13 protein-coding genes are annotated in these 13,852 nt (G+C 43.6%); 3 read left to right on the top strand and 10 right to left on the bottom strand.

What is annotated here, in order from left to right; translation table 11 throughout:
• Window positions 1–69 precede the first annotated feature (69 nt).
• Window positions 70–255, bottom strand: a complete 186-nt coding sequence (locus CDC37_RS07565) for a hypothetical protein (RefSeq protein ID WP_096626002.1) — start codon at window positions 253–255, stop codon at window positions 70–72.
• Between the two features lie 451 nt (window positions 256–706).
• Between CDC37_RS07565 and thrC the strand changes: the two genes are divergently transcribed.
• Both thrC and CDC37_RS07555 read left to right on the top strand, forming a co-directional pair.
• Window positions 707–1,798 (top strand): threonine synthase, encoded by a 1,092-nt coding sequence (gene thrC / locus CDC37_RS07560; protein ID WP_096621208.1) that lies wholly within the window; start codon window positions 707–709, stop codon window positions 1,796–1,798.
• Window positions 1,799–2,180: 382 nt separating this feature from the next.
• Window positions 2,181–2,834 (top strand): cysteine peptidase family C39 domain-containing protein, encoded by a 654-nt coding sequence (locus CDC37_RS07555; RefSeq protein WP_096621207.1) that lies wholly within the window; start codon window positions 2,181–2,183, stop codon window positions 2,832–2,834.
• A gap of 229 nt (window positions 2,835–3,063) precedes the next feature.
• Here CDC37_RS07555 and CDC37_RS07550 read toward each other — a convergent pair whose 3' ends face one another.
• The 9 genes from CDC37_RS07550 to CDC37_RS07510 all read right to left on the bottom strand — a co-directional run bounded on the left by CDC37_RS07550 (window position 3,064) and on the right by CDC37_RS07510 (window position 12,121).
• The gene (locus tag CDC37_RS07550; protein ID WP_096621206.1) at window positions 3,064–3,987 is read right to left on the bottom strand and encodes an NAD(+) kinase; all 924 of its coding nucleotides are present in this window, start codon (window positions 3,985–3,987) and stop codon (window positions 3,064–3,066) included.
• Between the two features lie 7 nt (window positions 3,988–3,994).
• Window positions 3,995–4,300, bottom strand: coding sequence for an NADH-quinone oxidoreductase subunit NuoK (gene nuoK / locus CDC37_RS07545; RefSeq protein WP_096621205.1), 306 nt, complete (start codon window positions 4,298–4,300; stop codon window positions 3,995–3,997).
• A 241-nt stretch (window positions 4,301–4,541) separates the two neighbouring features.
• Window positions 4,542–5,147: an NADH-quinone oxidoreductase subunit J gene (locus CDC37_RS07540; protein ID WP_096626000.1), complete on the bottom strand. Its 606-nt coding sequence runs from the start codon at window positions 5,145–5,147 to the stop codon at window positions 4,542–4,544.
• Window positions 5,148–5,214: 67 nt separating this feature from the next.
• Window positions 5,215–5,799, bottom strand: a complete 585-nt coding sequence (gene ndhI, locus CDC37_RS07535) for an NAD(P)H-quinone oxidoreductase subunit I (protein ID WP_096621204.1) — start codon at window positions 5,797–5,799, stop codon at window positions 5,215–5,217.
• A gap of 454 nt (window positions 5,800–6,253) precedes the next feature.
• Entirely contained in the window at window positions 6,254–7,372 is a 1,119-nt protein-coding gene (gene nuoH, locus CDC37_RS07530; protein ID WP_096621203.1) for an NADH-quinone oxidoreductase subunit NuoH, read from the bottom strand.
• 331 nt (window positions 7,373–7,703) lie between these two features.
• Window positions 7,704–8,840: a citrate synthase gene (locus CDC37_RS07525; protein ID WP_096621202.1), complete on the bottom strand. Its 1,137-nt coding sequence runs from the start codon at window positions 8,838–8,840 to the stop codon at window positions 7,704–7,706.
• A 118-nt stretch (window positions 8,841–8,958) separates the two neighbouring features.
• Entirely contained in the window at window positions 8,959–9,453 is a 495-nt protein-coding gene (sixA, locus tag CDC37_RS07520; protein ID WP_096621201.1) for a phosphohistidine phosphatase SixA, read from the bottom strand.
• A 359-nt stretch (window positions 9,454–9,812) separates the two neighbouring features.
• The gene (locus CDC37_RS07515; RefSeq protein WP_096621200.1) at window positions 9,813–11,093 is read right to left on the bottom strand and encodes a DHH family phosphoesterase; all 1,281 of its coding nucleotides are present in this window, start codon (window positions 11,091–11,093) and stop codon (window positions 9,813–9,815) included.
• A 530-nt stretch (window positions 11,094–11,623) separates the two neighbouring features.
• Window positions 11,624–12,121, bottom strand: a complete 498-nt coding sequence (locus CDC37_RS07510; protein ID WP_096621199.1) for an HNH endonuclease — start codon at window positions 12,119–12,121, stop codon at window positions 11,624–11,626.
• 528 nt (window positions 12,122–12,649) lie between these two features.
• On the opposite strand from CDC37_RS07510, the gene alr reads away from it, so the two are divergent.
• Window positions 12,650–13,843 (top strand): alanine racemase, encoded by a 1,194-nt coding sequence (alr, locus tag CDC37_RS07505; RefSeq protein WP_096621198.1) that lies wholly within the window; start codon window positions 12,650–12,652, stop codon window positions 13,841–13,843.
• Window positions 13,844–13,852 lie beyond the last annotated feature (9 nt).

Raw genomic sequence — 13,852 nt, 5'->3', positions numbered from 1 at the left:
ATTGAAACCTTTTAGCTCAAATTGGTTAGCTCAAATTTGGTTAACTTCTTGCCGTTCGCCAGTTAAAGCTTAACCGTGAACATTTTCGCTCTCACAACGTTGCCGTTTGAGATTTTTGAGTTCCTCCAGCAAACAATCGATTTCAGCCTGCAAGTACATAAATTTGACTTGCTGATCTGCTTGATAACAGGTTTTTGTTAATTGATTAGCTTGCTCAACAGGAGCTTCAGGTTTTGAAAGGCTTGATGTAGTCATTGTCAATTCCATCCAGAACTCAACTCACACCATTAGAGATAATATAATAGTGTTTTTTTAAGAATCATTAAATTATTGTATATTTTGTGTGGCGATAATTGAATCGTCCCATAAGTATGTATAGAGACTGGGGTAAGGAATGATTTGTTTCCATAATCTTTCCACGGAAATAGTGAATCCTACTGATTTCCCCCAAAAAAAAATTTAAAACTCTTCCCATTGGTACATGTAAACAGGTAAACTAAAATGTTGCGTTAGCCGCGAGTTCAGAATTATTGTCAACCTGACTGCGGCTAGCAAGGAAACTTCGATAGATAAATTATCCCCAGTATCGGATTCCCCCAAAAGGACACTCCGTCAGGGAAATTTGTCAAATTAGAAGTCCGCCAACAAACTCAAAAAACCTACCCCCAGGGTAATCCAAAATCCCAAACCCCAAATCCCAAATCGGATGACTGTAAGCCTGACTGTTGCCAAATCCCACCGCCAACCTTGGCCTGGACTCATTGAAGCCTACCGCCCCTACCTACCAGTGAGCGATCGCACTCCGGTCGTCACCCTATTGGAAGGAAACACACCCCTGATTCCCGTCCCCAATATCGCAGCCCATATCGGTAAACAAGTTCGTGTATTCGTCAAATACGACGGACTCAACCCCACAGGTAGCTTCAAAGACCGGGGAATGACAATGGCTGTAAGTAAGGCCAAAGAAGCAGGAGCGCAAGCGGTCATTTGCGCCAGCACCGGCAACACCTCCGCCGCCGCCGCCGCCTATGCCCGTCGTGGAGGAATGCGAGCATTTGTATTAATACCCGATGGTTATGTGGCACTAGGGAAACTAGCTCAGGCCCTATTGTACGGAGCCGAAGTGTTAGCAATTCAAGGTAATTTTGACCGTGCCCTAGAAATTGTCCGGGAATTTGCGGAGTCCTACCCAGTCACCCTCGTCAACTCCGTCAACCCCTATCGTCTCGAAGGACAGAAAACAGCAGCCTTTGAACTGGTTGATATTTTAGGCAACGCCCCCGACTTGTTGTGTATCCCCGTTGGTAATGCAGGTAACATCAGCGCCTATTGGATGGGCTTTTGTGAATACCACCAGCAAGGAAAATGCGATCGCCTACCGAAAATGATGGGTTTTCAAGCATCAGGTTCTGCCCCTCTTGTCAACGGTAGTCCAGTAGCATTTCCAGAAACAATTGCTACAGCCATTCGTATCGGCAATCCAGCTAGTTGGGATAAAGCGATCGCCGTGAAAGATGCGAGTCAAGGGGAATTTAACGCCGTCACCGACGAAGAAATCTTAAGCGCCTATCGATTATTAGCCTCTGAGGAAGGAATTTTTTGTGAACCAGCGAGTGCAGCATCCGTAGCGGGTTTACTCAAAGTCAAAGACCAAGTACCCGAAGGTGCGACAATCGTCTGCGTGTTAACTGGAAACGGACTCAAAGACCCAGATACAGCCATCAAACATAGTCAAAGTCAATTTCACCAGGGAATCCCCGCAGATATCAAATCAGTCGCAGCAGTGATGGGATTTTGAATAATTACTAATTCGTAATTCGTAATAGCCTGTGGCAACGCTTCGCGTACGTAATACCTGCTATGGGGGAAGTAGGCTACGTAATTCGGGTTTGCGGAGAAAGTATTTTTGTGAGGGTAGTGCTTTGTCCCATTAAATTTCAATACGGTTCAGTTAAACTTGAATCCAAAATCTAAAAAATATATGCTTCCCAACTCCCAATTCCCGACTCCCTTGAATCCAAAATCTAAAATCCAAAATCTAAAATCTAAAATCTAAAATCCTATTGATTCTGTATTCTCCATAATGCTTGTTTTCCCGAAACTGCAAACTTTGACACCATCAAACATCCCAGCAAATGTTACAAATAAATACAATCTAAATTGGTTGGAGTTTGGAGACTGTGACACAAATTCCCTTCGTTGCAAATTGGGATGACATCCACTGCTTCCAGGCTTGTTTGAGTATGGTATTACAAACATTTTCGCCCACCCAAACCCTTAACCATAGCCAACTGGAGGAAGTTACAGGTAAACGCGACACAAAAACAACCTGGCATACCCAGGGAATACTATACCTTCTCGACCAAGGATTTGAAGTGATTTGTCAAAAAGATTTTGATTATCAACGCTTTGCCACCCTGGGAGAAACCTATTTATACGAAAGATTTGGACTACAACTAGGGCGAGTTATTACTAAATTTAGCGACATACCCAGTGAAATTACTTACGCAAAACAACTTATATCCCGTATCAATATATCCCCCTATAACCCTACTATCCAGGACATTACCACATTTCTCAACTCTGGATACCTGATCATCTGTCTAGTCAACCTATGTAAACTCAACAACCAAATCGGCTACGACCCCCACTTCATCCTGATATACAACATCCAGAATCAAGAAGTATACTGCCATGACCCCGGACCACCAGCGATCGCATCCCGAAAAATCCCCATCGAAGAATTTGAAACAGCCTGGTCATCACCCACAAAACGCGATCGCAACCTCATAGCCATCAAATATCCCACCACCTTAAAAATAATTCGTAATTGATAACACCCGCTACGTAATTCGTAGTTAAAGACCATTTGAGACGGGGATTTAGACCCCAACCCAAATCAATATACCTATAGACGAAGGAGAATTAAACCCAAAAATTACGTTAAGTAGACCCGTAGTAGCTTACCGCAGGCTATCACGAATTACGTAACTTGCTTCCCGCGTAGCGGGTATTACGTACGCGAAGCGTTGCCGCAGGCTATTACATATTACGAATTACCAATTAATTACTATGATTTGTACTACTATAACGAACCCTCGTACCAGCCCATAATAATTTTTCCCGCAAAGTTTGATAATAAGAGTTATTTTCCCTTAAAATAATAAACTTAGCACGGCACTCCGCCATCCGAACATCAACCCGATGTCCCGGCCAAATTGACGTACCCAAAACCCCATCCGTCCACAACTTCGTACTCAAATCATTATCCCCCAGAGGCCAAATACTCACCACCGAACCAGGGGGCAAAATCAACGGACGACTCGACAAACTCATCGGACAAATCGGGGTAACCGTGATTGCCTCCATCCCATCGTGCATAATCGGTCCATTCGCCGAAACCGTATACCCAGTTGAACCCGTTGGAGTAGACACAATCAAACCATCGCCAACACACTGATCCACCACTTCCCCATCGATTTCCATCTCCAAAATCGAGGTAATCATCCGGTCAGCAGAAGCAGGCTTGACACACATTTCATTCAAAGCCAAATAGCGCTCACTCACTGGTTCCGAACTGGAACCATGTCCCTCAAATACCGCAGCTTGCAACATCATCCGTCGCTGCACCGCATAACGGTCTTCAATCAACCGATCCCAAATCGCCTCCGTATCCTGAAATTCCTCCACCGACTCAGTGAGAAACCCCAGATGTCCCCCCACATTCACCCCTAAAATTGGGATTCCAGCCGGGGCTAAATGACGCGCACTAGTTAAAACCGTACCATCACCACCGAGAACTAAAGCCAAGTCAATATCATGGTTCGCAGACGCAAGAAACACCGGATAGGGGTTATCCTTGGGACCACTCGGTCCCATTAAGACTTGGCAGTTGCGATTTTCCAGCTGTTTAGCACACATTTCCGCCCATCTTTTACTTTGGGGGTCGCGTGCTTTATAAGCAATAATTACCTGATTGAGATCCACTCTTCAACTACCATTTCAGGAGATTAAACTGCTCCATATCGACAGTATCGCGGTTGCGGTAAATTGCCAACACAATTGCCAATCCCACAGCTGCTTCAGCTGCCGCTACAGTAATTACAAATACCGTAAAAATCTGACCCTTGATTGCAGTCGAGTCCAGATAATTGGAAAAAGCCATCAAATTGAGATTTACCGCGTTCAGCAATAACTCAATCGACATCAACACCCGGACCGCATTACGGCTAGTAATCAATCCATAGATGCCTATACAGAATAGCGCAGCCGCTAGTAATAAAAAGTATTCAAGTTGCATTTTCTGTCAATTTAGATTTTGGATTTTGGATTTTGGATTTAAGGGAGTCGGGAGTTGGGAAGCATATATTTTGAGTACTTAATCGGACTGACAAAATTCCGAAAATACATTGACTTCCACGGATCATGCTTAACTATTACTGGGTATTCTGTCTCCACTCTCCAGTCTTTAACTTTATTGATGGTTGACGGTTAACAGTTAACAGTCAGCAAAAATTAAATTTCGACCGTCTCCCTTTTACTTACTCATTATCCTGATTTGCAGAAACCAATTCCCGTGGACGTTCGGGTAACATAAGTACAGTTTGGGACAAATCAGCAGAGGAGGACACATCCGGTAGATATTCGCGACGAGCCAAAATAATCGCACCGACCATTGCCATTAATAACAATACCGATGCTAATTCAAATGGCAATAAATAATCGCTAAAGAAATGTTCACCAATAACAACAATCGAGTTGCTGACAGGTGTTGCAGTCGAAAGTGACCAAGGTGTGGCCAAAACCATCGTACTTAACAGCGCAAATAGACCCAAACAAACCACTCCCGTCACAGCCTTGCGCACCCATGCAGTGGCAATCGGGGCAAAATTTTCCCGCTTGTTAACTAGCATAATCGCAAACAAAATCAGAACGTTAACCGCACCAACATAGATCAATAATTGGGCTGCGGCGACAAAATCTGCGTTTAATAATAAATACATCCCTGCCATGCTGACAAATACGCCACCCAGCAAAAAGGCGGAATAGACAATATTATCAAACAAAACTACACCCAGCGCTGCGCCAATCATCATCAGCCCTAGGATAGTAAACGTAACAAACTGTACACCTTCTGCTAAATTCACGTTTTTTTCCTTACTTTCGTGGTCAATATCCAAAATTACTCAGATTTGGCGATCGCAAAACCAAAAGTTATTTCTCTGCTTGTTCTACCAAGTCTTCTGGACGCGCACCAGGACGGGGTGCATCTGCAGGTAAATCGTGGGGGTCCATCACACCTTTGGGTAGGTAAACTAACTCCCGTAATGGTGTCACCATCGGGTCATTAGTTACTTTATAGGGTAAACGACCCAAAGCAACGTTATCATAATTTAGTTCGTGACGGTCGTAGGTTGCGAGTTCGTATTCCTCGGTCATGGATAGACAGTTGGTGGGACAGTATTCAACACAGTTACCACAGAAAATACAAACACCAAAATCAATACTGTAATGTTTGAGCTTTTTCTTTTTGCTGGCTTTTTCAAAATCCCAATCGACGACAGGTAGGTTAATCGGACAAACTCGAACGCAAACCTCACAAGCAATACATTTATCAAACTCGAAGTGAATCCGTCCGCGAAATCGTTCGCTGGGAATTAATTTTTCGTAGGGATATTGAACTGTAACCGGACGACGACGCATATGGTCAAAGGTGACTGATAAACCTTGTCCAATGTATTTTCCCGCTTGTACTGCTTCTTTGCCGTAATCGACAACTTGTTTGAGAAACTTCAGCATTATCCTCTCCTTAAGATATTCTGTTTTGGTTTGGGAAATTTCCCAGTTGAGATTTCAGTGCATACCCACCACAAGGTTTCAAATTACAAGCTCAGTCTGAAAAAAACTCACGATGACAGAATCCTATCTGGCAATGTGACGTAAAAGTCAAGCTAAAGCTTGTATTTTTGGATTTGGCATCATCTCAAAATTATCAAGCTAACCCAGAGCAAATACCCAAAACTTGACTCTGAATAGGGATTAGGAAGTAGTGAGTTGGGAAGTAGAGATAAAATAATTCCATCACTTAACACTGACCCCTCACTTGCTCAAAATCCAGGTTACGCAATCGTGACTGAATAAATTAAATAAATCTGCTTTTGGGATTTCTCACGACTTGACGGTCATTCGTAATTGCGTCTACGAAATAACCAAAATAGCTAATCCATACGTAAATCCAAAATCCAAAATCCCATCACCCTCCAAAAGCTACAGGAAAAGCGAGTTTTAATGCAGCTGTAATCAAGAGATTTGCTAAACCAACGGGTAATAAAAACTTCCATCCCAAATCTAATAATTGGTCAATCCGTACCCGTGGTACTGTCCAGCGTAGGAGGATAGCTACAAACACCAATAAATAGGTTTTGAGCAAGGTCATGGTAATACCTAGTGACGCTGCGACAACTTGGAGAATCGGACTTGTTTCGCTAACACCAAACCAGGATGCAACCACATTTAAAGGAATGGGAAAATCCCAACCACCTAGATATAGAACTGATACTAACAAGGCAGAGAGTACCAGGTTGATATAGGAACTCAAGTAAAATAACGCGAATTTCATCCCCGAATATTCGGTTTGATAACCTGCAACCAGTTCTTCTTCTGCTTCTGGAAGGTCAAATGGCATCCGTTCACATTCTGCAAGAGCTGCAATCCAGAAAATAATAAATCCTACTGGTTGTCGCCAAATATTCCAACCGAGAATTCCGTATCCCGATTGTTGGTTCACAATATCCACGGTGCTGAGGCTGTTGGACATCATGGCCACAGCCAAAACTGCTAAAGCTAGGGGGATTTCGTAACTAATCGACTGAGCAGCAGCACGTAATCCCCCTAACAATGAGTATTTGTTATTGGATGCATAACCTGCCATTAGTAAACCTATTGGTTGAATACTTGACAGGGCAATCCACAAAAATACACCCATACCCACATTGGTAATTACCAAATTTTGTCCAAATGGTACAATCATGTAGGACAAGAATACGGGTAATACAACAATTATTGGACCAAAGGTGAATAGGAAAGCATCCGATTTGGCTGGAATCACATCTTCTTTGAAGACGAGTTTGAGTCCGTCCGCGACCGGTGCAAGTAGTCCCAAAGGACCAATATATTCAGGACCAATCCGTTGCTGGGCTGCGGCTGATATTTTTCGTTCTAACCAGACCGAAACTAGTACACCTACCGTTGCCGCAATTAGCATTAAAATCATCGGTAGTGGCATCCAAATCGCTTTGGCTGTACCACTTGGCAATCCCAAGGCTTTGAGGGATTCGATAAACGTTCCTTGCAGATCAATTCCTGAATTCATGTTTCCGCTCTAAGTTAGGTCATTAGTTCGTCGGCATTGACACCAAAACAATCTGTTAATTACTGTAACGATACAGGGGCAATTTGTGCGTCCGTGGCGGGCAAAAATTAAGTTTTTTTTGCCGTCCATGCCTAGTATATCGTCCGATGGTTTTCACCCCACGAACGATAATTAGAGTTTCTGCTTATAGTCAAGATTTAGTTTTCTGAAATTATCGAGGAGACAGAGACAGAATACAGGATACAGGAGGGATATCGTGAATAAGACTAAAAAGATATACTAACCATCCATTTCCTCTACTCCCCCTGCTCCCCCTGCTATTCCCTACAAACTACCGCTTTGCAACGGGAATATAGGAAACATCATGAACACCTTTATAAACCTGGGTGGGTCGGAAAATCCGGTTTTCTTCCAGTTGTTCTTTCCAGTGGGCTAACCAACCAGCTACACGGGCGATCGCAAAAATCGGTGTAAATAGGTCTGTGGGTATTCCCAGTTTTCTGTACACCAAACCGGAATAAAAGTCAACATTAGGATAAATGCCTTTGTGGGCCAATTTTTCGGCCACAACAACTTCCATTTCCTGGGCGATATCGTAGTACTTATCCTGGCCAAATTTGGCAAATAATTCTTCTGCCAGTTTCTGCAAAATTGTGGCACGAGGGTCCTTGACTTTATAAACGCGATGTCCAAATCCCATGATTTTCGCCTTTCGTTCCAGACAGCTGTCAACATAGGGACGGACATTGGCCACCGAACCTATTTCCTCCAACATCTGGATCACTTCTTCGTTTGCACCCCCGTGTAGGGGACCTCCCAAGGTTCCCACCGCACTAGCAACGACTGCGTAGGGGTCTGTCAGGGTTGAAGCTGTCACCCGCGCACTAAAAGTAGAAGCATTCATGGTGTGTTCGGCATGTAAAATCAAACACACGTCCATAATCCGAGCCGCTAAGGGGTCGGGTTCTTTCTCGGTTAACATGTAGAGGAAATTAGCCGCATAATCCAGGTCATCGTTGGGTTTTACCGGGTCGTTACCCTTGCGCATCAACTGGAAAGCTGCCACCATTGTCGGGATGGTAGCCAGTAATCGCACCACTGCATCCCGAATGTAGACTGGATTATGTAAATCACGACGGGAATAGAATAATCCTAAAGCCGCAGCCGAAGCTTGGAGTGCATCCATTGGATGTCCACTTTCCGGAAATGATTTCATCATGTCGCGGATACGGTATTTAATCCGACGATGCGATCGCACTTCCTGCTCAAATGCTTTTAATTCATCTTGGGTTGGTAATTCGCCCCAAATCAATAAATACGCGGTTTCCAGAAAGTTGCTGTGTTGGGCTAGCTCTTCAATCCGGATGCCACGATATTCGAGTATCCCTTTTTGCCCATCAACAAAACTGATACCGGACTCGGCAGCAGGAATGCCTTCCAGACCGGGCTTATATTCGCACAATACCATGGCAACACCATCTGCTTTTTGTTAATTACTTGTTCAGGCTAAAGTTAGCAGAAATTCCTACAGCCATTACAGTATCGGTTTTAACAGAACTTTTCCGAGTTTTATGGCAGAAAATCTGTTACAACAATAACCTGGGTGGTGTCAACCAAAACATCTGACTCCGACCCACTGGCGAACCTGTTGTTGGCACCTCTACCCCAATCATACCTGCTTTTTTGAGGACTATGTGGTCTTTGGTTTCCCCCCACACCAAAATTTCTGTCCACCGACTCAAATCCGGTTCGTGTCCAACCAGGGCCAATCTCCAGTTATCCCCAAATTCTTGCCTTTGCCACCAATTTTCTAACCATTGGCCAAAATTACCATCTGGTGCCAGATATTCACAAATCTCTACATTTGGGCATAATCCCACTTGCGTCAGTATTTGGGCTGTTTGTTGGGCACGAGCATAGGGACTTGTCAAGACTAAATCGAACCCTATTTGGAGTTCTTTCAGCCGTTGGGCAACTTTTTCGGTTTTTTTGCGTCCCTCTTTGGTGAGTTGCCGTTCGGGATGATCTAGTCCATCTTGACGTTCTTCGGCGATTCCGTGACGGATCAGGTAAACTTCCACTGATTTCAAGTAATGGGTTAGGGGCTATTGATTAGGCTGTAGGATAATTTTACTATTTTTCAGTATTTAAGTGTGCGACTTGTGTGTTCCGCAATTTCAGAGGATGTTTTAAAAGTTGATTTTAATACTTAACAAGCTCGTTTGTTGGGAGTAGCCAGAAGGGAATCGGGAGTAGTTTATCACGAAAAATATACCGTTTAAACTGATCGACCGTCTTCCAGAAGTGGTTGATAAAGTATTTATTGGCGCTTGACAAACATCCTCTAGGGGAGAAGTTGATAGTTGAGAGTATTTAACCCATGATTAAATTTCCTTTTTCACCCCATCCCCAGCACCCCCTGTATACTGCCTCCCATACCCTATTCCGTCTGAATCGGGTTATCCTTGGGGTTCACCAAACGTAATAATTTTTGTTTAATTTGGGTGTCAAAGACTTCCCACTTGAGTTTGGCATAGGTGGAGTTTTCATTGCCACCAGACAAAAATCCCATCGGGATTTCAAAACCACCAGCACTGGTGCGTCCACCCCCAAAGAAACGACCGCTACTATCCTGTCCGAATGCTTCTTTGATAAATTCGTCTGGATCGAGAGTCAGTTTTGTTGTCCGCAGTGAACCAATCACAACTTCTAGCTCTTCGTCCTCATCATGGACAATACCATAGACAACGGCTGTATGTACATTATCTTCGGTGACGATAAAATCTGCAGCTTGGGGAATTGCGTCCCGGTCGTCGTAGCGTAAATAACCAACACCCGCAATGGAAAAGTTGTTTTGCACGATTCGATTTTTTAGCGATCGCTCAATCACGTCCATGACGCGTTTAGAACGATTAGCCTGGAGTATGGCATTCAACAATTGAGAATCATAAAAGCGGCTTAAATAAGCAGCTGCCATGAAATCCTCTTCCTGTGCTTGCATTAACTGAGCCGTATCGGAACGTAAACCGTGCATCAGAGCTGTTGCACATTTGACATGGGCACTAATACTACTATCTAGGGTCAGCAATCCCGATTGTAGGTACTGGGTAAAAATTGTCGCAGTTGCGCGCACGGAAGGACGAATATCGACAAATTCCGCCTTCAGTTCCCCCTGCATACTATGGTGGTCGATCACAGCAATCAGGGGAATATTTGCCTGTTGTACCACTGAGAACAATTGGGAAGTCGTTCCCTGATTATCTACCAGGACAAACCCTTGATAGGATGACAAATCCTTTGATTTCAGATTTTGTAACGGACACCGTTGTGCTGGTAAATTAGTCAGTTTCACCAAGGCAATATTTTCCTGGTGACTTAAGGCTCCAGCGTAAAAGATATCACACTTGATATCATACTGTTGAGCAATCAACGAATATGCCCATGCAGCTGAAAGTGCATCTGGGTCTGGAAAATCCTGCAATACAACCAAATGTTTCTCCAAATGGTGCTTTGTCAAAACTTTCCGAAATTCTTCTATTTTTTGGCCTGCCAACGTGTTGATCTTGGTGATACCCGCATGGGGAATTTCGTTAGCATTCTGACTCAAAAGTTTGGACGAATCATTTTCAACGCCTTCTGGGTCGAAGTCGCTGTTTATGGATGTCGCTTCACCTATGAGTGGATGGGTTTCGATCGAAGTAGAAAGTGAATTAAGTTGCATAGGGAACGCTAGTGGATGCGCAAGGCTCCTTTTTCGTTCAACATAGTTTTCGCTTTCGGCATGTTGTGTTTAACCACATTAGTTAATCTTCGCAAAAATATGCAACTTTAGGGAATTGATTCGGAAATTATCCAGTTTTCCGGACAAATCATCACATACAACCCCACAAAACACATATTTTCTTCATAACTTGCCCAAAACGGTACTCCAATTAACCATTCTTTTCCTTCCCACCCACAAACCGATCCGACAATGCAAGACCAAAATCACGTCAATGGAAATTGATTTACAGCAAACCCTTGCCTATGACAATTTTCTTTGCTAAACTCATTAAGTTCGTTGCGGCAAACCAAACAAGACCGCGACTTGAATCCTGTCACGACGAAAACTGAATATAGTTATCTAGTTATTTAGCAACTCCCCATCAAGAACTAAGTTCCCCCTAAGTAAAGGTTGAAATTGCCAGCTCCAACCTCAAAGGCTGGGGTGTTTAACTTACTATTTGCTGTGAAATTAACCAGGGTAGAAAGTTAAAGCCCGATTACGTATTTCTGCCATTCGTTATGCATTCCCGTTTTGAGATGCTTCCCGACCTCAAAGTAGAGACTACTGTAAGGGCGACGCGGTAGATGTCGCAATGGCATGTCAGCTTCCTGGGGTGTGCGATTGCCCTTCTTGACATTACAACGTACACAAGCTGTGACTATATTCTCCCAACTATCACCACCACCGCGCGATCGCGGGATAACATGATCAAGGGTTAAATCGTCTCCTGTGTAACCGCAGTATTGACAAGTGTGCCCATCGCGGTGCAAGATATTCCGTCGGGTAAGAGGAATTTCCTTGTAAGGCACACGCACGTAATGGCGCAACCGAATCACAGTCGGTAAAGGAAAATTAGCGTAAAGATACTTGCTGTTATGTTCAACCCATTCGGCTTTTCCTTTAATGAGCAAAACCGCAGCACGTCGCCAACTCGTTATGTTGAGCGGCTCATAAGAGGCATTCAGGACTAAAACCTTCCCCATTGATTCAGTTCTCAAGGTATTAGTTTTACATATATTAACACAAAACCAGTTGGTTTGTGGGTTGCAGACATTTTATACCACTATTCTCAAATTTTTAATAAGGATGGATTTCTCCGCATGTAGTTGTAATTATTATGTTATCTATCCGTATTATCACATATAAAAGTCAGAAAAAGCAGCCAATATTTACATAAAATCAAGACTTCAGTCAACATAACAGCTTATTAGGCGTATGTAGTATATAAAACAATAGATATTGAGAGTAAAAATGCTATAGGTGGATTGCAAGTATCCAGGGCACAGCAACTGGTATCAGGCTCTGACCAAGTAACCGAGAGGGTTTGCATCTAAATCAATTGATAGTTCAAACATTGTTATATTTATTATTATTTCTTAATAAATATTATTCCTAAACTTGTTTTCCAGGTGATGTAAAGATTAAACTAAGCAGCGATTATCCTGCGGGACTAGCCGTTGAATCGAAGAGCAAGAATTGTAGAAGTGGTGTGTGGGGAGAGAAAAATATTCATGTTAAGCCACGAATTTAATCATGGAATTAAGCCAGAAGTATCCACAAGTGAATCAATAGCCTGGTTATCCCAGCGAGCATGGGTAGAGATCGACCTGGGAGCATTAGCAGAGAACGTGAAGCAATTGCGGGCATACATATCCAGTCAGACCCAATTGATGGCGATAGTCAAAGCCGATGCTTACGGACATGGTGCGGTAGCGGTAGCGCAAACAGTCCTATCAGCAGGAGCAGATTGGTTAGGAGTAGCCACCGTACCCGAAGGAATACAATTGCGGGAAAATGGGATTACAGCACCGATATTGGTCTTAGGTGCAGCCCAAACCAGGGAACAAATTCAAGCGATCGCCAGTTGGGATTTGCAGCCCACTTTATGTAGTCCGAAACAGGCATTGGTATTCGCGGAAACATTAGAGCAGGGGGGATTTACAGACAAGTTACCCGTACATATCAAACTGGATACGGGAATGTCTAGACTAGGAATCGATTGGCAACAAGCCGGGGAATTTGTGCAATTAATTACCAGTTTACCCAAACTAGAAATAGCCAGTGTGTATTCCCATTTAGCGACAGCGGATAGTCTAGATCCGACAATTATGCAGTTGCAACAGCAGCGATTTGAGCAAGCGATCGCCCAATTGGATAATTTAGGTTTAAAAGTACCCAAACTCCACCTAGCCAATTCTGCGGGAACCCTAGCCGATAAATCCCTCCATTACGACATGGTGCGTCCGGGGTTAGCCATTTACGGTTATTATCCCGCACCCCATTTCCAAGGACGAATCCACCTCCAACCAGTGTTAGGAGTAAAAGCGAGAATTACCCACATCAAAGAGATTCAAGGGGGAACAGGTGTCAGTTACGGATATAGCTTTATTGCTCCCCAGGATATGCGAATTGCCGTCGTGGGAATTGGTTACGCAGATGGAGTACCAAGAAATTTGTCCAATAAACTACAAGTCATTTTCCAAGGACAATTATTACCACAAATTGGCACAATTACAATGGATCAGATGATGATTGATATTAGTCACGTCCCCACCATTCAAGTTGGTGATGTGGTGACATTATTAGGACGCGATCGCCACACAGAAATTACCGCCGAAGATTGGGCTACACAGTTAGGAACCATATCCTGGGAAATTCTCTGTGGGTTTAAACATCGACTCCCCCGCGTCACTGTCAATTATTAAGGCTAGGGG

The sequence above is a fragment of the Calothrix sp. NIES-3974 genome, from assembly GCF_002368395.1.
Classification (GTDB): domain Bacteria; phylum Cyanobacteriota; class Cyanobacteriia; order Cyanobacteriales; family Nostocaceae; genus NIES-3974.
The sequence above is the reverse complement of the archived record's forward strand: the minus strand, read 5'-3'. Positions and strand labels throughout refer to the sequence as shown.